Origin of the sequence: Nitrospira sp. KM1, assembly GCF_011405515.1 — a bacterium.
In the GTDB taxonomy this organism is placed as follows: domain Bacteria; phylum Nitrospirota; class Nitrospiria; order Nitrospirales; family Nitrospiraceae; genus Nitrospira_C.
On record NZ_AP022671.1, the window covers coordinates 2,874,308 to 2,897,460 of the forward strand.

A 23,153-nucleotide genomic window follows, 5' to 3' on the forward strand; every position below is an offset into this window, starting at 1 on the left:
TAACTCGGCGTATCCAATAAGGACGATCACCGCTATGTATCCGAAGAATGGAAGGCAACGGGTTGTCATCGAGCATGTTACGCCGGAAGTCGATGCAGGTCGGTTCGCCGTCAAGCGAGTGGTTGGTGAGCAAGTTGTCGTGGAAGCAGATGCCTTTGCTGACGGGCACGATAGTCTGTCCTTGCGGCTCCGTTATCGTGCGGAAGAGGATAAACGCTGGACGGAGATCGCCATGGATTCAGTGGGAAATGACAGGTGGCGGGCCTCATTCCCAGTCACCATTCAGGGGTACTATCGGTACACGGTTACTGGCTGGGTCGATCATTTTGCGACCTGGCGCCGAGATTTCATCAAGAAGCATGATGCCGGACAGGATATTCAAGTTGAGATGTTGATCGGGGCGAAATTGATGGAGGACGCAGCTGGCCGGGCAAAAGGGAAAGACAAAGATACGTTGTCGGCGTCTGTGCGGGCTGTGGGCGCACAGACGATCGACGTGTCAGAGCGTGTTCGGGAGGCGCTCAACCCGGTAACCGAAGCAGTTATGGCGAAATATCCGGATCGGGAATTCGCGACGACTTACGATCAGGAATTGCGAGTGATATGTCAAAGGATACAAGCCCGGTTCAGTACCTGGTATGAAATGTTTCCTCGCTCCTGCAGCGGGACTGCCGGGCAGCACGGGACATTTAGAGACTGCGAGACTCGACTGCCCTATATCGCGTCAATGGGGTTTGACGTCCTATACCTTCCTCCCATTCATCCGATCGGGAAAACACACCGGAAGGGGAAAAATAATTCTCCGACTTCGGAGGCGACGGACCCGGGAAGTCCTTGGGCCATCGGGGCGATTGAAGGAGGGCACAAAGCGATTCATGCCCCGTTGGGGACGCTTCAGGATCTGAAGCATTTCATCGAGCAAGCCCGTGCACACGGCCTGGAAGTCGCTATGGACATCGCATTCCAATGCGCACCGGACCATCCCTATGTGAAAGAGCATCGCTCGTGGTTTCGGATCAGACCGGACGGAACGGTGCAATATGCGGAAAATCCTCCCAAGAAATATCAGGACATTGTGCCTCTCGAGTTTGAGAATGGCGACTGGGAAGAGTTATGGAATGAACTCAAGTCGGTGATCGACTATTGGATTGGACAGGATGTGCGGATTTTTCGAGTCGACAATCCTCATACGAAACCATTTGCGTTTTGGGAGTGGCTGATCGAGCGGATCCATCAATCTCATCCTGATGTGATTTTCCTCTCGGAGGCGTTCACTCGTCCCAAGATCATGTACAGACTGGCCAAGCTGGGGTTTACACAGTCGTACAATTATTTTCCGTGGAGAACGACGAAGGCGGAGCTAACGGAGTACTTTACAGAGCTTACTCAGACCCCTGTACGGGAATTTTTCCGTCCGAATGTCTGGCCGAACACGCCGGACATTCTCACTGAACAGCTGCAGCAAGGAGGACGGCCGGCGTTCATGGCAAGGCTGATCCTGGCTGCCACTCTCGGCGCCAGTTACGGGATTTACGGTCCGGCTTTCGAACTCGGCGAGCATGTCCCGTTCAAGCCGGGGAGTGAGGAATACTTGAACTCTGAAAAGTATGAGATCAAACATTGGGACTTGGAGCAAGCCACGAGTCTCCGTGAATTGATCGGTCTGGTGAATCGCATCAGGCGAGAGAATCCGGCTCTCCAAAGCGATTGGAGTTTGCGATTCCACCAGATTCCAAATGACCAATTGCTGTGCTACAGCAAGCGCTCGCCGGATAAGTCGAATATGATTCTCGTGGTGGTCAACCTCAGCCACCAAGACGTTCATTCGGGCTGGGTCGAATTGGATCTCGACGAGCTGGGTCTGGAGGGGGGGTACCCGTTTGAGGTGGAGGATCTCCTTACCAACGAGCGCTATGTCTGGCAGGGCCCGCGCAATTATGTCTCGCTTAATCCCCACTCCATTCCGGCACACATTTTCCGCGTTCATCGACCTGTGACGCTGCAAGCAACGATCGACAAGTCCCGCTGAGAGATAACCAAAGGACTTCATCCATGCGAACCGATGCGCAGACCTGGGAACAGCATTTCAAACAGGGGACGGCAGACACACTCATGAAAGTCCTGCCGGGAGTTCTGCCGACGCGTCGATGGTTCGGAAGCAAGTCGAGAAAGATTACGACGGTTCGTGTTGTCGAGACGATTCAGATTCCACCGGCTTCGATGACCCTGCTGCTCTTAGTACGTGTGGGCTACTCCGACGGAAGCAGCGAAATGTACACGTTGCCGCTAATCGCGGCAATTGGAGAAGAAGCGGAGCGGGTCAAACAGAATCACCCCCAGGCGGTCATTGCTCCCTTGACGGTTCAGATCAGTGAGAGTTTGCAAAGCGGTGTCCTGTACGAGGCCACCTGGAATCCTGATTTCATGCGCACGCTTCTCCAGGCCATGAGCCGAAGAACGACATTCAACGGTACCGCAGGGACTCTTCACGCGTCATGCACGGCTGTTCTGCCAAATCTCATGCCTGCGGGAACGGAATGGGAGCCAAACGTGATGAAGGGCGAACAGAGTAATACCTCGGTGGCATTCAACAAACGTGTGATCATGAAACTATTCAGAAGGCTGGAGGAAGGACTCAGCCCGGATGTGGAAATCAGCAATGCCTTAACCAAAATCGAATTCCCGTACAGTCCTGCTCTTGCCGGAATGCTGGAATATCAACCTGAGTCTGGGAACCGATTGAGCATTGGCGTCCTGCAGAAATTCGTGATCAACAACGGCGACGCTTGGAGCAATACGCTCGTGGCGATCGAGGAGTTTCTGGACCGTGTGTCGCGCGAAAATCTTTATGACGAACCTCCACCGGAACATCACATTCCAGTCCTTGATCGCGCGCAAGAGGAATTCCCGTTTCTGGCCCAGCGGATGATCGGTCCGTACCTTTCATCAGCGGAACGATTGGGCAGAAGAACTGCAGAACTCCACTTGGCCCTGAGTCGCATCCCTGATGACCCGGCATTTGCCCCTGAGGCCTTTACGACTACCTATCGTCAGGCTCAGTACGATTCTATGACCGCGGGTATGACCGCTGCTTTTACTCTGCTAAGAGACCGCATGGATACCTTATCCCTGCGAGGACAACTGAATGCCCGCCTCATATTCGATATGGAGCCGACATACCGTCGCACTTTCGAATCGTTTAGGAACATCCATGCATCCGTTAGTCGCATCCGATGTCACGGCGATTATCATCTCGGACAGGTGTTGTGTACGACAGATGGCGATTACATGATCATCGATTTTGAAGGAGAGCCGGCTCGCCCGCTTGCCGAACGTCGGATGAAGCATCCTCCGCTGATAGATGTTGCGTCGATGATTCGGTCATTTCAGTATGCTCCATTTGCATTTCTCAAAGGACGGGGGGCATCGCTCGGAACCGGGTCCGTGGACATTTCCGAAGATCAATATTACTGGGCGAGGTATTGGTCACACTGGACCAGCGCGGCATTTGTGAAGGGGTATATCAATACCGCGGCAGGTACCGAGGTCTGGCCGCGACAGGTCGAGCAGGTCAGTTTATTGCTTGATGTCTATCGGATGGAAAAGGCAATGTATGAATTGCGTTACGAACTCAATAACCGTCCTGATTGGGTAGAAATCCCTCTGCACGGACTAGTGGATGTCCTTAGATCAAGAGCCAAAGCAAGTTCTTAGTGGACATAATTCTGAATGCGGTCATGGATACATTCAACCCCCACAGAAATCTTATCGATTAGCTGAGCACAGAAGATATTCACTTAGAATTCTCCGATGATGAACTGCAAAGGCATTGGTTGGTTTGCATCTATCCAATGACCGGCGAAGGTGCTTCCTGCCCAAAATTCCCAGCTCCACACAACAACGCTGTACGGACCCGCTCTGCGGCAATGAAGTCGAGACTGTTCATCGCTTCCTATTGTCTAGCGATGTGAAGGCTTGGCGGTTGGTTCTTAAAATCGATCCGGCCTCTTTCCCTCGGTGAGTCTTTGACCCTTGGGCGTCGGAAAATGCTCGTCGCAACAGACGTGCGGGTTCTTCGCGGGTCACAACAGGAGGTCGACTTAAATGTTGTTTAAACGCATCAGGGAGGAAGTATTGCAAGAGGCGGAGCGGGGGTCATTCCGCTCCGGCTCTCACGACGCGGCGAAAAAACGGCCGAGTCAAGCACGTCTTAATACTAGTAAAGACGTGTCAGAAGACAAAACCCACACTCCAATTTGAAAAATAATCTTTCACGGTCTTAGGTGTCCGAAATAAATCGGACAATCCAGGAATGCAGGCACAAAAAATATCAGTTAAGAGGGTGGGGAGTGATACCCGGTGATACGTCCTATATACAGAACGGTTGGCTCTCCAATGTAGTAGGGTTATTGATTTCCGTCTGCCATGAAGAGTGCATCTTCCGCCTTTATTTCACTGAACAGAAAACCATCTGTTCATAAGACGATTGACCAACTACGTTCACAGCTCACGCGGTTCCACCTCAAGTGGAGCTCACAAAGAGAGCGTATTGTCAGTACCTTCCTGCTTCAGGAACACGTGACCGTTCGTGCGCTCTATACCCAGCTCAACAAAGGGAGGCAGCGCACGCCCCTCGCCGCCGTCTATCGAACGGTCAAGGTGCTGTGTCAACTAGGGATAGCACGGCCGAGATCATTCATGGGGGAAACTCATTACGATAATGTGTCAGCAAAGTCGGAGCATGATCATTTGATCTGTACCGGATGCGGCCATATTGTCGAGTTTGAAGACCGGACAATCGAGAAACTCAGACAAAAGGTTGCGGTGGCCAACGGCTTCAGCCTGACGGCGCGCAATCTTGAGCTATATGGTCTTTGCCGTCACTGTCGAGACTATGGAGACCCTTCGCGGCAAGCCATTTGAGGTGGAGCTAACTTTCTTGCAAACGATATTCTATAGAAAGCCTGTCTCCACCCGCCTCTCCCCCTGTATCTGCCAAACCTTAGATGCTCCTGCCGCTTTAAGGAGCAAAACCATTTATAGTGCCATCATCTTGTAGTTTAGATCGTAACGGGACGTCTGGCGTCTCTTAAAAGCACTCGGGGAGCACCCTTCGATGCGCTTAAAGAAGTGACTAAATGCAAAGGAATCACTGAAACCGAGCATTGTCGCCACATCGGTGACGGATAATCCTTCTCCTGTGAGCAGGAGTTTGGCTTTCGTAATCCGGATGCTAGTCAGGTACTGGGAGAACGGGATACCCATTTGGTGGCGAAAAAATTCAGAACTGTATTTTTCTGAATACCCAAGGAATTGCCCCAAGTCTTTGAGAGTAATACGACTCTGGAGGTTCTCAAGGACGAATGCTTGGATTCGTTGAGCAGAAGAGCTTTGTCGATAGGGAAGGATAGAAAAGACAGGTGGAGATAACGCTCGATGAGCAGCAAGGTGGGGTATAGGGTGAGGGTTCTGTAAGCGCCCTTGGTCCTCTTGAACCAAAGGTGCCGCCTCCGATCGGCTTTGAACAGCAGGGTTGCTTTCGTACATCATAAAAGAGAAACCATCCTTTCCGATCGTAAAAAAAGCCCACGACCCTTTTCGGATCGTGGGCTCTGGGAATCGGATTCCTCTGGCCTCCGTATGGCACCAGCCATATTCTTGTTGAGTATAGTTATCAATATCATGATAAGCGGAAATCTGTCAAGCAAGAGTAAAGGCGCGTAGGGATATTCAAGAGAAGGTTATGAAAGTCTTCCGTCTAAGCCGAGCCAACACCACGCCTTTCCCATGTAATTCTTTAGCCGGATATTTGCCAGTGAAAGTCCCCACGAAAGCAGAATAGAATCTATACAGTTTGGGGATTACCCTTTGCGTATGACTCATACGGGACATATGGAAGGAAGGTGATATCCTTGAAACATGTGAGCAGGATAAAGTCCGGCGAACGACGTGCCTGGACACGACACTGTCCTTGCTGCGGGCGTACATTAGACAAGCAGGATCCCATTGCTCCATGGATCTGCGTCTGTGGGTGGCACAGTTAGACCTATCAGAAGTTAGATCAATAGGGAGGCCGCCGCATGAACCACATCATTCCCCACGATGTTCGAGCAGGAGTCCTTTTGGTGGTCGGATTTGCTCTCTTGGCCATTATTTGTGCTGTGGCCGCCTTTAGTACGGTCATGCGTCCCGTTCGATGGGCTGACAGAAGGCATATCGACTTTAGGCAGCGGAGGAGGAGTTACTAACCGTTTTCTGTGCCTAAGCACTGCCTCGTCATAACACCTCGCAATTTCTCACTCTTTATACGGCACGTGTTCCCTCCAAGCGCCTAATAATTTGGGTGCTATATTTGTTGTACGCAAGGAATTCCGCAACATATGGAAGGACGATGCATGCAACAACAACATTTGGGAACTAAGGCATTCATGCTTCTGAGCATCATTGTTCTCTTCAGTCAGGGCTGTGGAGTGAAATGGCTTCAATCCGATGGTGACTCTTCCAGAAAGGGCTCTCAAAGCAGCCGGTCGGGCGATATTTCAGGAACACCCTGGGATGGTAAAGGCATAAACCCCGCCTTTCCGCTCATGACGCAGAGAGAAAACGCCACAGAACTCAGCGGATTCTCCGGTAACCCGGCAGAAGAACGCCTGATGGAAGGCTCAGGCATTTCATCAAAGTATCAATCAGCAAGACGCGCGATGCAGCGCGCTGAACTAACTCAAGAGGAGAGGGCTGCCATCGAAGCAGGACTACAGGATGTATTCTTTGCCTATGATCAATGGTCGTTGTCAAAGAATAGCATGGAATCCTTGGACCATAATGCTGAGTGGCTGAAAGCACACCCCGGTGCTGTGATGCGGGTTGAAGGACATTGCGATGAACGTGGAACGGCAGACTATAACGTCGTGCTCGGTGAAAAACGTTCGAAGAGCGCCCGTGCCTATCTGCTGGAATTGGGAGTAAGTCAAACTCAACTTGGAACAGTATCCTACGGCAAAGAGCGGCCGTTCTGTCTGGACCACACCGAGGCCTGTTATCGAGAAAATCGTCGGGGGCACATGTGGCTACGGGTCAAGAAATAGACAAATAGGATGCTTTTTTATGCTGGATATTCGAGGCAGTGGAGAAAAGAGCATGGTCACCAAAGCACGTTCGGCGAAAATCGAACCCGTCGATCAGAGACGGCAGCCCCGATTCACAGCTCAATTTAGAAGTACATTTTCTGGAGGTCAGCGCGAGGGCCAAGGAAAAACAATAGATCTTTCCGATGGGGGCTGCAAGATCGAATCCAATCAAACAGTCGTCATTGGCGGCACCTTTGAATACCGCATTTATGTGCCAGGGCTCAGCTGGCCTATAAGAATTGATGAGGCCCAAGTTCGATGGGTTAATGGGAAGATATTTGGCGTACAGTTCATTTCTATCCAAGCGGAAGAGCGTCAGAAACTCAAGCAACTCCTCATCAACCTAGAAACTGAACAGGTTCAAGAGTCGTGTCGTCGTCATTAAACTTTATGGTATATATGATCAAATCATATGGCTCACGAACTTGCCACTCTCGCAGGAGGCTGTTTCTGGTGTCTTGAAGCGGTCTATGATCAATTGCAGGGCGTCATCTCCGTCGAGTCTGGTTACTTAGGTGGACAAAAGGATAATCCTACCTACGAGGAGGTTTGTGCCGGCAGTACGGGTCACGCTGAAGCGATACGCATCACATTCGATCCCACTGTTGTGAGCTACCGGGAGTTGCTTGAAGTGTTTTTTTCAATTCATGATCCTACGACGTTGAATCGACAGGGGCATGATGTCGGTACTCAGTACCGATCGGCTATTTTCTATCACGATCAGCTTCAGAAAAAGACGGCCGAGGAGATGGTCGCACTCTTGAACAAAGATCGAACGTTTCCAGCGCCTATCGTGACTCAGATCACGCCTGCCACTTCTTGGTACGAAGCCGAGCCCTACCATCAGGAATACTATGCGAAGAATCCTTACCAGGGGTATTGCACGGCAGTCGTCGGGCCAAAGATGGTGAAGTTCCGAAAACTATTTTTGGCCAAGTTGAAATCCTGACGTTCCTGCTTTCATTCTTCTTCAACCGTAAGGCAGGTTCTCGCGACATCACAAGCGACAAAGCTTCTTGCTCGGTAACGGGCGACAGGGACATCCTTCAATCAGGGAGCCTGCATTTCACCTTGATCCAACCATGCATCCTGGATTTCTGAGCCTACGGCGTTGACCCCGAGAGATTTAAAATCGAACAGTCCTCGGTCCAATAACAATGAGGGCTCGACGTTGGACAGCGCGGCGAACATGCTAGCTGTGCATCCCGGACATCGATCCTCCCACTCTCGTAAAAACTCTTTGACTTCTTTGCGCTTAAGTTCCTCCTGTGAACCGCAGAGGTCACAAGGAATGATCGGAAATGCCCTAAGGTTGGCATATCGTGCAAGGTCGCTCTCCCGAACAGCGATGAGCGGCCGGATGACGACGTGACGTCCGGTCGTGGACAATAGCTTCGCTGGCATCGTTTTCAATTTTCCGGTAAACAGGAGGTTCAGAAGGAAGGTTTCGAGAACATCGTCGCGGTGATGTCCGAGGGCAATCTTGGTAGCGCCCAATTCGGTGGCTATCCTGTAGAGATGTCCACGGCGGAGTCGAGAACACAAAGAGCAGGTCGTCTGACCCGCTGGGATGAGTCGTTTAACTATTGAGTAAGTATCCCGCTCCTCAATATGAAAGGGGACACCAATACCTGTCAGATACTTGGGTAGGATTTCTGGAGGGAATCCCGGCTGCTTTTGGTCCAGATTGACGGCAACCAAATCGAAATGGATTGGCGCTCGTTGTTGCAGAACAAGGAGCAGGTCCAGCAGGCCGTAGCTGTCCTTTCCGCCTGATAAGCAAACCATGATTTTATCGCCATTCTCTATTAGCCCATAGTCGACTATCGTTTTCCCCATCAGACGGAGCATGCGGGTCTGCAGTTGCTCGGTCGTCTCGTCTAGCCTGGAGGCTGGAGCTTTCGGTCCGGACTGTTGAAACATGACCGGCATTGTATGCGGACAGGAATGACTCTGTCGATGGCACACTCCGGCAACGTTCCTCTTCATTCTTGACGGAATCCCTGGATGGCTTCATTCTGCTCCCTACAGGCCCCGTGCGGTCATCAGTGCCACTCTGGTTAGTGTGATCTGAACGGTAGGAGTTGCAAGATGCTGAAGCTGGAAAAGCGGCATTCGTTGGCTTCCTCCACAGCTGAATCGCAACCTTGGTGGGTTCCTTGGCCTGATGACAAACTCTTGGACCTGCCGATGTGCCATCTAGAGGTCTCCCTCGCATCCCCCTTTCTCTCAAGTCTCATCCACCAGCTCTACAGTGAACTCGAATCCAATCATTTGAAGTTCCGACCGCATTTCTGGTTATCCAACGAATGGTTTACTCCCGACGGTGTGCCGGGAATTGCCATCCCTTTCTATCTCTCGCATCCTCGCCTGATGAAGCTTGAGCTGGCACAGATGTTAGAAGTTGAAGGTGGAACGAACGAATGGTGCATGCGCATCTTGAGACATGAAGCCGGACACGCGATCGAAAATGCCTACCGAACAAGACGACTTCGAAGCCGTCAACAAATCTTCGGTCGTTCGTCTGAACCGTATCCGACTTACTATCGTCCCCGTCCCTACAGCCGCAGCTTCGTCAGACACCTCGATGTGTGGTATGCGCAAAGTCACCCGGATGAAGATTTTGCCGAGACGTTTGCAGTCTGGCTTACGCCGGGTGCAACGTGGGCTGATCGATATAAAGGATGGCCGGTCATTCGGAAACTCCAGTATATGGACGAACTCATGCGTGGGTTGTCTGATGTAGCGCCAGCGGTGACCAGCAAAGAAACGGTCGATCCTCTCGACACGATGAAGAAGACACTTCGTGAACATTACGAACGGAAACGAAGCCATTATCGGATTGAACGAACATCGTTCTTCGATCCCGATCTCAAACGGCTCTTCTCGGACGAGTCTGGCCCAATCAGCGCAGCAAGGTTTCTTAATCGTTTCCGACGCGAGGTTCGTCGAAAAGTTGCCGGGTGGACCGGTGAGTATCAATACACCATCGATCTCGTGCTCGAGGACATGATTCAACGCTGTCGACAACTCAACCTGCGCCTCCAAGGACCTGAGGAACAGGCGAAGCTGGACTTCACGATTCTTCTGACCGTCCATACCATGAATTATCTTCGTAGCGGACGGCATAAGGTGGCCGTATGAAGCGTATGCGAGTTCTCGTACTTATGCACGAAGACTTGATTCCACCAGACCAATTAAACGGCCACAATCCTAAGGGTGCTGAGTGGAAGACGGAATTTGACGTCGTACGAGCGCTTCGCAAGCTGGGTCATGATGTGAAACCTCTTGGCGTGAGAAGCGACCTTGGCGTCATTCGTGCGGCCGTTGAGCAATGGAATCCTCAGATTGCGTTCAACCTCCTTGAAGAATTCGACGGCATGGCCGTTTTTGACCAACATGTCGTGTCATATCTGGAGCTGTTGCATGTCCCTTACACGGGTTGCAATCCTCGAGGATTGATGCTTGCACGAGACAAGGCACTCTCAAAACAATTGTTCTCATTTCATAGAATACCGTTCCCGGACTTCATGGTGGTCTTGCAAGGCCGGACGGTCCGGCGGCCGAAATGCCTCTCGTTTCCCCTCATCGTAAAATCAGTGACGGAAGAAGCCTCGCTCGGTATCTCACAGGCGTCGATCGTTCAGGATGATGAGAAGTTGCAGGAGCGGGTGTCGTTTATTCATCAGAGTGTCGGCACCGACGCCCTCATTGAACGATATGTCGAGGGCCGCGAGTTCTACGTCGGGGTTATCGGGAACGCTCACCTTCAGGTGCTGCCCGTATGGGAACTGAATATGGATAATTTGCCGGATGATGCCAACCGCATCGCGACGCAACGGGTGAAGTGGAGCCGAACCTATCAGGACAAATATGGAATCAGATCGACGGAAGCCAAACACCTTCCGGATGGCAAGACGGAACAAATCCAGCACTTGGCCAAACGCGTATACCGGGCGCTCGGTCTGAGTGGATACGCCAGGATCGATTTGCGAATGGATTGCAGCGGACGTCTGTACATCTTGGAGGCCAATCCCAATCCGCAGATCGCACAGGACGAAGACTTTGCAGACTCTGCTGAGAAGGCTGGCTACCCGTATCCCGAATTGCTGCAGGAGCTACTGCATGTCGGGTTACGTTGGCGACCGGCAAAGGCCGCGTGAACGTCACGCACAAGCCGTAGATCTATAGATGGTCGGTCGACGCGGACGAATCGATCAGGGTCCCCAGTTGAATCCGAATAGAAGGGTGACGCTGGAATTATCGCTCTCCGTTAATGACGGAGAAAGATTGATGTCGTGTAAGTTGACCTGAAGCGTCGAATTCAGCGCCATGTTGGGAATGACCTGGTATTCGAGCGACACCCCAATGGGGATAAACCAGCTTGTATCGTTGCGATCGATGCGGGTTGGACCGGTTCCCTTGTCGAGATCCGCGTGAAGAAATCCAATACCGGTGAACGGAACGAGGTTCACGTGATTGTTAAAACGGAAATGATAACGCCCCACCCCGGCGAAAGCGATCTGAAACAGATCCCCCATCGGGCTGATTTGCAGCATGGGACCCGCGGAGAAGTTTCTGTCGAAGTAGTAGTCGAGGTTAAAGCCCATCGTAAAAACCGTGTTATTGACGGTTCCCGATGTAAATCCCAGCCCCGTCCCGAATCCCCAACGATTCTCATCCGCATGTGCTGACGGCACCATGATGTACGTGCAGGCCATGAGGAGACATCCGGTTATGAATTTTTCTGCAATGCGAAGCATGAAGCGAATCTAGCATGGGGGATTCTCCCTGAACAAGGCGCTTGAGCCCGTTTCGCTCCTGCGGTATTCTCGCGCCCTGTAGGTGGGATCTGATTTGACCAAGTAGACGGAACGGAAGACGGGCTATGACACCGAATGAAGCTGCAGAGGCGGTGCTCCATGAGCTCCCCAGCCGTCTTTCTCCTTCCGGGCTCGAAGAGTATGGAATCCACGCCACACCGGAACAGGCACAGGTTATTTGGCAGGAAATTCTTTCGCTCAACTTCTTCTGGATCACCATGGCGGTGGAGGCGCACATCCCCAAGGAATGCCGCGTTCTCGTCAAACAGCTCGTCCTCAACTCCATTGAACAGTCTTGGCCGGCGGATGAAGTAAAAACTGTTCCCGCGTGGAACCAGTATTCAATCGAACAGCAGGAACGCACACATCGCTACGAGCGACTCGCGAATGAAGGGATGAGCCCACTAGCCATTAGCGCCGAGCTTGGCATGATGTTGGAAGAGCAACGGATTGTGGAAGAGGAGAGCCGGCGGAATGTGCTGACGCTCCTCATCGATTCTGTGCCGGTCGATGCGTATGGTGAGGTGCTCAAGGATCTAGGCTGACTGACCCTCACAGATACCGGTGATCGAGGGTGCGGCCCTGGGCATCCAATTCGTACAGTAAGGGCGCGCCAGTCGGAATATTCAGTTCGAGTACCTGTTCTCTGGAGAGCTGTTCCAGTTCCATCACCAGCGCGCGCAAGCTGTTCCCATGCGCGGCGATCAAAATTGTCTCGCCTTTCAAAATGAATGGCTTGATGGTTTGTTCATAATAGGGCAGTACCCGCTCTGCGGTATCCTTCAAACTCTCACCGCCCGGAGGACGCACGTCGTAGCTTCGTCGCCAAATCTTGACTTGTTCGTCACCAAACTTCTTGGCCGTTTCCGCCTTATCCAGTCCTTGCAGATCGCCGTACATCCGTTCATTCAGGGCCCTATCTTTTTCTATGGGAATGGTTGATTGGCCAATCGTCTCCAGCGCGAGTTGGAGCGTGTCATTGGCTCTCTTCAAGACAGAAGTGAACGCACGATTGAACGAAAATCCTCGCAGCTTTTCACCGGCCTGTTTTGCCTCCTGAACGCCTTTGGGCGATAGCGGCACATCGACCCAACCGGTGAAACGGTTTTCCAAGTTCCACTGCGACTGTCCATGACGGAGTAAAACCAGACGAGCCATCGATACCCCCTCCTTCGGCATCCGCCGCCCTTCCTGTATGCGGAGAGAATACTGGATCAGAGGCTCAAGTCAAGCGTTGCTTTCGATGACCGCTGGCAGTACCATTCCCGCCAACTTTCTTCCAACGAAGACGCTCAATTTCATGAACCCCGTTCCTCCGCACGACATCGATTGGCTCGTGGTCCAAAGCTGGTGGCAACGCATGGCGGAGCGTCTCCATGTCACCGACAAGGCGACTCCGTTCTTTCGACGCATTCAGACAGGCGATTTATTGGAGCGTATGGTCCAGGTGGGAGTGCAAGTTGATTATGTTCTCTTTGTGCTGATGCGGTATTGGGTGCCGACCGTGCTTCCGCCACCAGGCCGAGAACGACTCACCAAGAATGATCCGGACTACTGGCTGGAATCTGAGCAAATCCTCAGGGCGGCTGCCGGTCGATTGCGTGAACTCAAGCCGTTGATTGAACTCCTGACGAGTCCCGGTCCCCTGTCCGACCAGCCCGGTCACAAACATCGCACGCAACCCGAGGTCATTGAATTGGAGTTGGCCAATGTCGTCGAGGGAATTGCCGAAGCGGCGGGAACCTACGGAGGACCGGACTATACATCCATCGTCAAAGCGTTCGATCCGGTTCCACTCCGTCAAACCCAACCGTTTAAACACAACAAGAAGCACAGTGCGGAACTATGGGTCGTCTTTCTGCTCCGTGAACACTTCCGGAGCCTGGGGTTAGGCAAGGACCGCTACTGGCCGCTCGTAGCGCCGATCTGTGAAGTCGCCGGCATTCTAAACCAGTTCGGGCAACCCTACAGTCCCGATGAACTGAAATCCTGGTGGCAGAAAAACTGGCCAAGAACCTACACGCAGCTCGAACAACGGCAGGAGGCAACGGACGCAGGGGGGGCCGCCTACGAGCAGGACTTCTTATGGTTTCAGGCCTGGATTGGGTGGCAGCGCTCCATTTAGCAAATTGGAGAGTGATGCGTCAGGTCGTAGTCGATGCAGCGGGTTTCACTGGTTTCGACGGTCCAGGTTTGAAGTCCGGCGGGCCTTCCTGAACCATTTTTGCCATGACCAGCGCAAAGAGCAGGTAAAAGAAAACTCCTACCCAGATAACATACGATTGGACGCCTCCGGTTTCCTTTAAGGCGACCTCCTGGCCGGCAGGATTATTCCACGCCTTTTGCTTGATCTCTCCGATCTGTTCTCGGCAATGCCAGAAATAGACATAGTTGCCGGTGGCCCCTGCCATGACGCTCCATACGATTCCCGATGTCATATCACCGGTGAGATAGGCTGAGACCATAGGCCCAATCGCATACACCATGGCGTAGAGATACATTTTGCGATAAAGAAACCAGAGGAATGAAATGAACAAGAATGCCGGCCAATTCCACGTCAGTGCAAATTTCGGATTTTGCTCAGGCCCGAATTTCTTGAACTGCTGGAGATAACGATCCGCATTGGGACCGATGAATCGCCGCCAAAGATCCACATCGGCTTCTGTGGCACGGAAGGTCGGTTCCTCAAGAGTCTGACCTGTCGGCACGTCAGAGAGCCCGGTCCCGCATTGGTAGCAAAACCGCGAGTCGTCCTGATTCTGTTGTCGGCATTGCATGCAGACCTTCATTCGCCAGAGAGTACCATAATAGTCTCGCGGGAGTAGTGGCCAACAACATGACCTCGGGAAGAACCCGTCGCTCGGTTTGCGGTCAGGTTGATTTCATAGAGGAGCTATGCTAGCTTTCCTTTCTTTACAACGGGATACGACTGCCATGCCTACCGAAGAGCTCAAGGAAGACGCCGAGCGCTTCCTCATGGATACCTATACCAGGCAACCCCTTTCGATAGTCAGGGGCCGGGGAACCAAGGTGTACGACTTGGAGGGCCGTGAATACATAGATTTCGTCGGGGGTATTGCCGTGAACCTGCTTGGTCACGGCCATGCGGATCTCGTTTCGGCGATTCAGCGGCAGGCCACGCAAGTCCTTCACGCGTCGAATCTCTACTACACGGAACCCCAGGTCAGACTTGCGGAAATCCTAGTGGATCATTCCTTTGCCGACAAAGTGTTCTTTTGCAACAGCGGTGCGGAAGCCAACGAAGCCGCCATCAAGCTGGCTCGCCGGTACTCGTATGGCAAATACGGTCCCGGTCGGTTTGAAATTATTACCATGAACAACTCCTTTCATGGCCGAACCATGGCCACGCTCACCGCGACAGGCCAGGAAAAGGTCCAGAAGGGATATGAGCCTCTGGTTCCGGGATTTTTGCATGTCTCTCTGAACAACTTGCCGGAACTCGAACAGGCCGTTACCGATAAGACCGCGGCGATCTTGCTTGAGCCGATTCAAGGAGAAGGCGGGGTTCATGTGGCGGATCGGCGGTATTTGGCAGCCGTCAGAGAGCTCTGCACCAAGAAAGATATTCTGTTGATGTTTGATGAGGTGCAGACCGGCATGGGACGCACCGGCACGCTTTTCGCCTATGAGCAGCTTAGTGTCGAACCTGATGTGATGACATTGGCAAAGGGGCTTGGCGGGGGTGTGCCAATCGGTGCCTGCCTTGCGAAAGACGCTGTGGCGCAGGCGTTCGGTCGAGGCGCGCACGCCTCGACGTTCGGCGGCAATCCCCTGGCCTGCGCGGCGGCATTGGCGGTGTTTCGTGTTCTTCTCGAAGGGTGCGTCTTGGACCAGGGTAAACGAATGGGTGAGTATCTGAGCAAGGGCCTTATGGATTGCAAAGACCGACATCATGTCGTACGGGATGTTCGCGGTATGGGCCTCCTGCAAGGAATCGAAGTTGATATGGACGCCAAAGTCATCGTCAGCGACTGCTTGCGGCGTGGCATCCTCGTCAATGCGACCGGCGACCATGTCGTCCGATTGGTCCCACCGTTGATCATCACGCAACCTGAGATCGATCGATTGCTCGACGTACTGTCACATACGTTTAATCGACATGCATTGGAAGTATCGGCCCATTGAGAGTGCAGCGACCGATTGACCATGCCGACGAAACGACGCCACGCTTCCGAAAAGGATTTGATTGATGTCGCGACGCTCTCACGCCGCGAGATTGAAGACCTGCTTGCCCTCGCTGCCAGACTGAAGGACAAACAGCATCGCGGTATTTCTCATCAGCTCCTGCAGGGGAAAACGCTCGGGCTGCTGTTTCAAAAGCCATCCACACGGACCAGAGTATCGTTTGAGGCTGGCATGAATCAGTTGGGCGGCCATGCCTTAGTTCTGCCCATGAGTGACATCCAGCTCTCGCGCGGCGAAAGCGTGGCCGATACCGCGCGAGTTCTGTCACGCTATCTCGATGGCATCGTCATCCGCACCTATGACCATGCCACAGTCCAGGAGTGGGCGCGTGAATCGACAATGCCGGTTATCAACGGATTGACCGATCTCAGCCATCCCTGTCAGGCTCTTTCGGATTTGCTGACCATCAGGGAGAAAAAAGGACGTTTAAAGGGGGTCAAGATCGCGTACGTCGGAGACGGCAACAATGTCGCAAATTCCCTGATTGAAGCTGCTGCAAAAACAGGAATGAGCGTCGCCCTGGGTTGTCCATCCGGTTATCAGCCGGATCAGCACGTCGTCGACCTCGCTCGGCTCGAAGCCGCAAAAACCGGAGCCACCATCGACCTCAGTCACGATCCACATACGGCAGTAAAAGAAGCGGATGTCATTTACGCGGACGTCTGGATCAGTATGGGGCGCGAGCGTGAACAGGCCAGACGGCTCAAAGTTCTTGCGCCGTATCAGGTCAATATGCGTCTGGTGGGACGTGCGAAGCCGGATGTCATCGTCATGCACTGCCTGCCGGCGCACCGGGGTGAAGAAATCACCGCCGATGTACTGGACGGCCCTCAATCGGTCGTTATCGATCAAGCGGAAAATCGGTTACACATGCAAAAGGCCATCTTGACCCAACTGTTAGGGGAGAGGAAACACCGTACATCATGAGTCGCTCCATTAAAAAAGTCGTGTTGGCCTATTCCGGGGGGCTTGATACATCCGTCATCTTGAAATGGTTACAGGAGACCTATCAGGCGGAAGTCATCGCGTTCTGCGCCGATCTCGGTCAGGGAGAAGATCTCAAGGCCATAAAATCCAAAGCGCGGGCGTTGGGGGTCAAGAGAGTGTACGTGGAGGATCTTCGCGAAACGTTCGTTCGTGAGTACGTCTTTCCGATGTTGCGTGGGAATGCCATGTACGAAGGATGCTATCTGCTTGGCACATCCATCGCAAGACCATTGATAGCCCGCCGGCAGGCCGAGATCGCGCTCAAAGAGGGCGCGGAGGCCGTATCCCACGGCGCGACCGGGAAAGGCAATGATCAGGTGCGCTTTGAACTCACCTACATGGCGCTGGCGCCGGGACTGAAGATCATTGCGCCGTGGCGTGAGTGGACCATGCGGTCGCGCCGCGAGTTGATCGAATATGCGGATCGTCACGGCATTCCCGTCACGGCGACCAAGGCCAAGCCGTACAGCATGGATTTGAATCTGTTCCACGTGAGCTACGAAGGAGGAATTCTCGAAGATCCTTGGGAGTCTCCGCCTGACGAGATTTTCCAAATGACTGTCTCACCGGAACGGGCACCGGACAAGCCGATCGAGGTCGAGATTGATTATGAAGCGGGCAATCCCGTCGCGGTCAACGGCAAGAAAATGAGTCCGGCGACTCTCCTGGCCACGCTCAATACACTCGGTGGCGCGCATGGCATCGGTCGCGTCGATCTTGTGGAAAACCGTTACGTGGGTATGAAGTCGCGCGGCGTCTACGAGACTCCCGGTGGGACCATTCTCCATGTCGCCCATCGGGGTCTCGAATCCTTGACGATGGACCGCGAAGTGCTGCATTTCAGGGACAGTCTCATCCCTCGGTTCGCGGATCTGATTTACAACGGCTACTGGTTCAGCCCGGAACGGGAAATGATCCAAACGGTGATCGATGAGGCCCAGAAAGACGTCACAGGTACGGCGCGGGTCAAGTTATATAAGGGAAGCTGTACCCTCGCAGGGCGTAAATCAAATCGGTCGCTCTACCGGCTCGACATTGCCACGTTTGAAGAAGACGACGTCTATAATCAAAAAGACGCGGAGGGGTTCATCCGTCTCAATGCGTTGCGGCTGAAGATTCGGGCGCAGCGGAAAAAGGCACCATCCCGATGATCGAGCGGAGGGAGCGCGGACGGACCGGATCGACCGGCACCAAGGCCTGGGACGGCCGGTTCCGGGAAAAGACACACCGGCTCGTGGAAGCCTTCACCATGTCGGTGGAGACCGACCGTCGTTTATACGCGCAAGATATTCAGGGCAGCATTGCCCATTGCAAGACGATGCGGAAGGCCGGTGTCCTCAAAGCAGTGGAGATGGCGACCATCGTGCGCGGTCTGGAATCCATCAAGCAAGAATTCAACCGAGGCAGGTTCAGGTTCAGGCCGACGGACGAAGACGTTCATATGGCTATCGAGCGACGTCTGACCGAACTCATCGGCCCATTGGGAGGCAAATTGCACACCGGACGAAGTCGGAACGATCAGGTGGCACTCGATATCCGCCTCTATCTTCGGGATCAACTCGATGTCCTTCGTACCCGCGTGCAGGAGTTCCAGCGCGCGTTGGTGGCATGCGCCAAAGCCAATCGTGCCGTGCCCATGCCGGGATATACCCATTTGCAGCGAGCACAGCCGGTGTTGTTCGCACACCATCTGCTGGCCTATGTGGAAATGCTCGAACGTGACAAGGGTCGGCTTTGCGATGCCAGAACACGACTGAATGTCATGCCGCTCGGGTCCGGGGCATTGGCCGGGACGAATTATCCCATTGACCGTGGCTATACGGCGCGGCTGCTCGACTTTCCGGCCGTGACGGCGAACAGTCTCGATGCGGTGTCCGATCGAGATTTCATGATCGAGACGGCCGCAGCCCTCTCGATCGTCATGATGCACCTGTCACGTCTCAGTGAAGAACTCATCGTCTGGTCGTCGCAGGAGTTTCGGTTCGTCGATCTACCGGACGGTTTTTGCACCGGCAGCAGCATGATGCCACAGAAGAAAAACCCTGATGTGCCGGAGCTGATCAGAGGAAGAACCGGCAGAATCTACGGGCACCTGATGAATCTTCTGACTACTCTCAAAGGTCTCCCGTTAAGTTATAATCGTGACTTACAGGAGGATAAGCCGCCGGTCTTCGATGCGATCGATACAGTATCGGCCGCGCTTGAAATCATGACTGAACTGATGCGACGGGTAAAAGTCAATCATGCTGTTCTCCAACAGGCCGTTGAAGGCGGCGGATTGCTGGCGACCGAATTGGCCGATTATCTTGTCACTCGTGGGGTGCCGTTCCGCGATGCTCACGGGATCACTGGACGGGTCGTGCGGGCGGCGCTGGAGAGCAAACGGGAATTGGCCGACATGTCGCTTGAGGAATTACGGGGATTCTCCGATCGGATCCAGAAAGATGTCTTCGCGCAGCTGACGGTCGAGGGGGCGATCAATCGGAAAGCACAAGTTGGCGGAACGGCCCGCAGGCGGGTCGAACAACGGATCAAGGAGTTGGAACGGGCCTTATCGTGAGACAGGGTGTAATGGCGCTCGTCGTCTGTTCTCTTACGGCGTGCGGCGTGGTCGGTTCTCCAATTCCACCGGAGCATGTCGGCGTCGCTGTCACCATCGAAGAACAGAAACGTCAAGACGCATTGAACGGTCGGCAACCTCCGGTGTCAGATGTTGACCCGACTCAGTCAGACCCCGAGTTTCAAGGCCAAGACGTGAATTTGCCGTCATTGCATCCCGTGGGCACTCGGTAAGCGACGTACCCGATGCGTCACTCGCCACGCGAGGTCATGGAGGAACTATGCAATTGATCCAGCCGCTCAAACAGGGGTTGCCGATCAATCGTTCCACTGCGAATCGGCGGTTGCTCTTGGTCGACCCCTATCCGCGAAACAGCCAATACCATCTGACCGCGTCGGAGCGACGTGCGGTCTGGTTCCCCAAGCTCAGCTTACCGACGATCGCGGCCTATACGCCGGAACACTGGGATGTCGCGCTTGTCGATGAGGCGGTTCAAGATATCGATTTCGACGACCCGTGCGACATGGTCGGGATTTCCATCATGACGTGTTATGCCCCGCGTGCCTACGAAATAGCCAAGGAATTCCATCGACGGGGGAAGACCGTCGTCATGGGCGGAGTGCATCCGACCTACTGCCCGGACGAATCGCTACGCTATGCCGACGCCATCGTGTGCGGGGAGGCGGAAGATCTCTGGCCGCAGCTGGTTGCCGACTACGAAGCGGGACAGATGCAGCGCATCTACCGGATGACGTCGTTTCCTGCACTCGAGCGGTATAAGAGTCCGCGTGTCGAGCTCCTGAGCCCGGATTCGTACATGACCAGACAATGCAGCTTTACGACGCGGGGCTGCCATTTCGACTGTGAGTTTTGCAGCGTCTCCCCATTTAACGGAAAGACGACGAGACGGCGTCCGGTTGAGGAAGTCGTCACCGAGCTGCAAAACATGCAGCGCTGGATCCGCGGCGAGCTGGTCGAGCGGATCAGAGACGAACCGCTGTGGAAGGCGTTCATCCTCGGGCTCCGTATTCGTGTTGGGATCGAGGACGGCAGCATCGTGGCGTTTGTCGACGATCTGCACAACAGCAACCGTGCATACTGTCGGGAATTGTGGGCAGCGCTGAAACCACTCAAGATCAAATGGGGATGCCAATCGACGCTGTTCCTGGCGGACGATGAGGAGATGGTTAAACTGGCGGCCGAAAGCGGTTGTGTGTCCGTCTTTGTGGGAATGGAGTCGCTCGACGAAGACTGTCTGGACGAAACCAACAAGCCATTCAATCGTGTGAAGAAGTTTTCGCAAGAGATCAAAATGTTTCACGATTATGGCATTATGGTGAATCCCGGCATCGTCTTTGGCTTCGACAATGACGATGAAGCCGTCTTTGAACGGGCCGTCGAATTCCTGACGAACAACCAGGTGGAGCTGGCATATTTTAATGTCCTGACCCCTCTGCCCGGCACGGCGCTCTATGACCGCTACAATGCTGCCGGCCGCATCTTCGATCGGGACTGGTCAAAGTACGACGGAAAACATGTCGTGTTTCATCCCAGCCGTATGACGCCTGAACAGCTCCAAGAAGGATTCCATTGGGCGAACCATCAATTCTATTCATTGCCCAACATCTGGCGGCGGTTGTCCGGAACGAAGCAGCGGTTCATTGCACGGTGGGAGATGAACCGGGAATTTCGCAAGCTGGTCAAACGAGGCTGTCCAAGGGGAAGGCTGTCCCCATTGGCGTCCGTGCTGAAGAACCTTCAGGCGAAACTGCCGGTCTTCGACACCGATCAGTTGATGCCCAGCGCATTGCACGCGCCCAAACAGCGTTCGGATCCCAAAACGCTTCCGGTCGAACATCTCGCGCTGAACATCAAGGTGAAGCGGCATGACAAATTTGCAGCGCTGTTTGTCGATCTTGAAGGCACGCTGGATCGTCTCAACGCTCAGGAACTGATCAAGCGGATGACCATGGCCGCAGAGAAAGCGAAGATGGACATCATTGTGAATTTTGAACATCTCAAGCTCGCGACCCCCGATGCCTTGAAGACATTGGTGGATCCGGAAGCGATCAAAGCAGCCATTCCGAACGTGAAAGTACGGTACCGAAAGTTTAAGGATGCCTTTGAGACGGCCCTCCAGGGGTTTTCCCTTGCCGGCCTCGAAATGCTCAGCGAGGACCTTCAGGATGCATAATTTTGAATATCGCCACGGCGAACTGTATTGCGAAGACGTGCCGGTCAGCCGGATCGCCAAGGAAGTCGGCACACCTTGCTACATCTATAGTCATGCGACCCTCATCCGGCATATCCGAGCCTACGACCAGGCATTCAAGAGCATCCCCCATGTCATGGCGTTTGCGATGAAGGCCAATTCCAATCTGGCCATCCTGAGACTCATGGCAAAAGAGGGAAGCGGTGTCGATATCGTGTCCGGGGGAGAATTGTTCCGCGCGCTCAAAGCAGGGGTGCCACCGGCGAAGATCGTCTTTGCGGGCGTCGGCAAAAGCGCCGAAGAGATTCGCGATGCGCTGAACGCCGATATCCTAATGTTCAATGTCGAGTCACCAGCCGAGATCCAGGCGATCCACGACGTAGCATCTTCCATGAAGAAGAAGGCTCGGATCGCACTGCGGATCAATCCTGACATCGATCCGAAGACCCATCCTTACATCTCCACCGGTTTGAAGAAAAGCAAGTTCGGGATCGCAGCCGACCGCGCGTTGGAAGAATTTAAACAGGCTGCCTCGCTTACGCATGTCGAGGTGGTGGGTGTCCATGCGCATATCGGGTCACAATTGACCGAGGTATCCCCGTTTGTCGAATCGCTGAAGAAGGTGCTCGGTCTCGTCGAAGCACTCAAAGGACAGGGAATCAATATCCGCTACCTCAATATCGGCGGCGGATTAGGGATTACGTATTCAGACGAGAAACCGCCGTTGCCCCGGGATCTCGCCGATGCCATCTCGCCTCAGCTCAAAGGGTTGGATATCACGTTGGTCATGGAGCCCGGCCGCGTCATCGTGGGGAATGCCGGCATCCTTGTCACCAAAGCCCTATACGAAAAGGTCGGCGAAGCGAAACGATTTATCATCGTCGATGCTGCAATGAACGACTTGATCAGACCGAGCCTCTACAGTGCCTATCACGACATTCGACCCGTCTCTGAGGTAATCATGCAGCGTGCGCGGCATACCGTCGATGTCGTCGGACCCGTCTGTGAGTCGGGAGATTTCCTTGCCAAGGACCGCATGCTTCCGGAAATGAAGCCGGGCGATCTGTTGGCGGTCATGAGCGCTGGCGCGTATGGATTCGTCATGGCGTCCAACTATAATTCACGGCCGCGAGTGCCTGAAGTGCTCGTGAAGGATGGAGAAGTCCATGTCATCCGCGCGCGCGAAACGTATGACGATTTGATCCGAGGTGAAGCGGTTCCCGCATTCCTTGGATAGT

The 23,153-nt window shown here is 53.7% G+C and carries 22 protein-coding genes; 17 read left to right on the forward strand and 5 right to left on the reverse strand.

The window, feature by feature from the left end; translation table 11 throughout:
• The first annotated feature begins 34 nt into the window (after positions 1-34).
• The 3 genes from W02_RS13455 (at position 35) to W02_RS13465 (ending at position 4,923) form a co-directional block, all read left to right on the forward strand.
• A complete protein-coding gene (locus W02_RS13455; protein ID WP_173048530.1) occupies positions 35-2,029 on the forward strand; it encodes an alpha-1,4-glucan--maltose-1-phosphate maltosyltransferase in 1,995 nt (664 codons plus the stop codon).
• Positions 2,030-2,052: 23 nt separating this feature from the next.
• A complete protein-coding gene (locus W02_RS13460) occupies positions 2,053-3,714 on the forward strand; it encodes a putative maltokinase (RefSeq protein ID WP_173048532.1) in 1,662 nt (553 codons plus the stop codon).
• Positions 3,715-4,425: 711 nt separating this feature from the next.
• Positions 4,426-4,923 carry a Fur family transcriptional regulator gene (locus W02_RS13465; protein WP_173048534.1) on the forward strand — a complete coding sequence of 166 codons (498 nt, stop codon included), beginning with the start codon at positions 4,426-4,428 and terminating at the stop codon, positions 4,921-4,923.
• Between the two features lie 114 nt (positions 4,924-5,037).
• Here W02_RS13465 and W02_RS13470 read toward each other — a convergent pair whose 3' ends face one another.
• Positions 5,038-5,550: an AraC family transcriptional regulator gene (locus W02_RS13470; protein WP_173048536.1), complete on the reverse strand. Its 513-nt coding sequence runs from the start codon at positions 5,548-5,550 to the stop codon at positions 5,038-5,040.
• 845 nt (positions 5,551-6,395) lie between these two features.
• Here W02_RS13470 and W02_RS13475 point away from each other — a divergent pair.
• From W02_RS13475 to msrA, 3 genes are read left to right on the forward strand one after another with little or no spacing between them, the layout of a single operon-like run.
• Complete coding sequence (locus tag W02_RS13475) at positions 6,396-7,085, forward strand: OmpA family protein (protein WP_173048538.1); 690 nt, start codon at positions 6,396-6,398, stop codon at positions 7,083-7,085.
• 19 nt (positions 7,086-7,104) lie between these two features.
• Positions 7,105-7,512 (forward strand): PilZ domain-containing protein, encoded by a 408-nt coding sequence (locus W02_RS13480; protein WP_173048539.1) that lies wholly within the window; start codon positions 7,105-7,107, stop codon positions 7,510-7,512.
• 27 nt (positions 7,513-7,539) lie between these two features.
• Entirely contained in the window at positions 7,540-8,076 is a 537-nt protein-coding gene (msrA, locus tag W02_RS13485; RefSeq protein ID WP_173048541.1) for a peptide-methionine (S)-S-oxide reductase MsrA, read from the forward strand.
• A 101-nt stretch (positions 8,077-8,177) separates the two neighbouring features.
• Here the strand turns inward: msrA and ttcA are convergent, their stop codons facing one another.
• The gene (gene ttcA, locus W02_RS13490) at positions 8,178-9,050 is read right to left on the reverse strand and encodes a tRNA 2-thiocytidine(32) synthetase TtcA (RefSeq protein ID WP_197742235.1); all 873 of its coding nucleotides are present in this window, start codon (positions 9,048-9,050) and stop codon (positions 8,178-8,180) included.
• Positions 9,051-9,218: 168 nt separating this feature from the next.
• Between ttcA and W02_RS13495 the strand changes: the two genes are divergently transcribed.
• Complete coding sequence (locus W02_RS13495; protein WP_173048543.1) at positions 9,219-10,271, forward strand: putative zinc-binding metallopeptidase; 1,053 nt, start codon at positions 9,219-9,221, stop codon at positions 10,269-10,271.
• Complete coding sequence (locus tag W02_RS13500; RefSeq protein ID WP_173048545.1) at positions 10,268-11,290, forward strand: ATP-grasp domain-containing protein; 1,023 nt, start codon at positions 10,268-10,270, stop codon at positions 11,288-11,290. Before W02_RS13495 ends, W02_RS13500 begins: the two co-directional genes overlap by 4 nt.
• Before the next feature lie 54 nt (positions 11,291-11,344).
• Here W02_RS13500 and W02_RS13505 read toward each other — a convergent pair whose 3' ends face one another.
• Positions 11,345-11,848 (reverse strand): hypothetical protein, encoded by a 504-nt coding sequence (locus W02_RS13505; RefSeq protein ID WP_173048547.1) that lies wholly within the window; start codon positions 11,846-11,848, stop codon positions 11,345-11,347.
• Between the two features lie 167 nt (positions 11,849-12,015).
• On the opposite strand from W02_RS13505, the gene W02_RS13510 reads away from it, so the two are divergent.
• Positions 12,016-12,495, forward strand: a complete 480-nt coding sequence (locus tag W02_RS13510; protein WP_173048549.1) for a hypothetical protein — start codon at positions 12,016-12,018, stop codon at positions 12,493-12,495.
• Positions 12,496-12,502: 7 nt separating this feature from the next.
• On the opposite strand, the gene W02_RS13515 is transcribed toward W02_RS13510, so the two are convergent.
• Positions 12,503-13,108 carry a 2,3-diphosphoglycerate-dependent phosphoglycerate mutase gene (locus W02_RS13515; protein WP_173048551.1) on the reverse strand — a complete coding sequence of 202 codons (606 nt, stop codon included), beginning with the start codon at positions 13,106-13,108 and terminating at the stop codon, positions 12,503-12,505.
• An 85-nt stretch (positions 13,109-13,193) separates the two neighbouring features.
• On the opposite strand from W02_RS13515, the gene W02_RS13520 reads away from it, so the two are divergent.
• The gene (locus W02_RS13520; protein ID WP_173048553.1) at positions 13,194-14,075 is read left to right on the forward strand and encodes a hypothetical protein; all 882 of its coding nucleotides are present in this window, start codon (positions 13,194-13,196) and stop codon (positions 14,073-14,075) included.
• A 19-nt stretch (positions 14,076-14,094) separates the two neighbouring features.
• Here the strand turns inward: W02_RS13520 and W02_RS13525 are convergent, their stop codons facing one another.
• Positions 14,095-14,727: a DUF2628 domain-containing protein gene (locus W02_RS13525; protein ID WP_173048555.1), complete on the reverse strand. Its 633-nt coding sequence runs from the start codon at positions 14,725-14,727 to the stop codon at positions 14,095-14,097.
• A gap of 157 nt (positions 14,728-14,884) precedes the next feature.
• On the opposite strand from W02_RS13525, the gene W02_RS13530 reads away from it, so the two are divergent.
• From W02_RS13530 to lysA, 7 genes are read left to right on the forward strand one after another with little or no spacing between them, the layout of a single operon-like run.
• Entirely contained in the window at positions 14,885-16,096 is a 1,212-nt protein-coding gene (locus W02_RS13530) for an acetylornithine transaminase (RefSeq protein WP_173048557.1), read from the forward strand.
• A 21-nt stretch (positions 16,097-16,117) separates the two neighbouring features.
• Positions 16,118-17,083 (forward strand): ornithine carbamoyltransferase, encoded by a 966-nt coding sequence (argF, locus tag W02_RS13535; protein ID WP_173048559.1) that lies wholly within the window; start codon positions 16,118-16,120, stop codon positions 17,081-17,083.
• Positions 17,080-18,294 carry an argininosuccinate synthase gene (locus tag W02_RS13540; RefSeq protein WP_173048561.1) on the forward strand — a complete coding sequence of 405 codons (1,215 nt, stop codon included), beginning with the start codon at positions 17,080-17,082 and terminating at the stop codon, positions 18,292-18,294. Before argF ends, W02_RS13540 begins: the two co-directional genes overlap by 4 nt.
• Positions 18,291-19,703 carry an argininosuccinate lyase gene (argH, locus tag W02_RS13545; RefSeq protein WP_173048563.1) on the forward strand — a complete coding sequence of 471 codons (1,413 nt, stop codon included), beginning with the start codon at positions 18,291-18,293 and terminating at the stop codon, positions 19,701-19,703. Before W02_RS13540 ends, argH begins: the two co-directional genes overlap by 4 nt.
• Positions 19,700-19,936 carry a hypothetical protein gene (locus W02_RS13550; RefSeq protein WP_173048565.1) on the forward strand — a complete coding sequence of 79 codons (237 nt, stop codon included), beginning with the start codon at positions 19,700-19,702 and terminating at the stop codon, positions 19,934-19,936. Before argH ends, W02_RS13550 begins: the two co-directional genes overlap by 4 nt.
• Positions 19,937-19,983: 47 nt before the next feature.
• Positions 19,984-21,897, forward strand: coding sequence for a B12-binding domain-containing radical SAM protein (locus W02_RS13555; protein WP_173048567.1), 1,914 nt, complete (start codon positions 19,984-19,986; stop codon positions 21,895-21,897).
• A complete protein-coding gene (lysA, locus tag W02_RS13560; protein ID WP_173048569.1) occupies positions 21,890-23,152 on the forward strand; it encodes a diaminopimelate decarboxylase in 1,263 nt (420 codons plus the stop codon). Before W02_RS13555 ends, lysA begins: the two co-directional genes overlap by 8 nt.
• Position 23,153 lies beyond the last annotated feature (1 nt).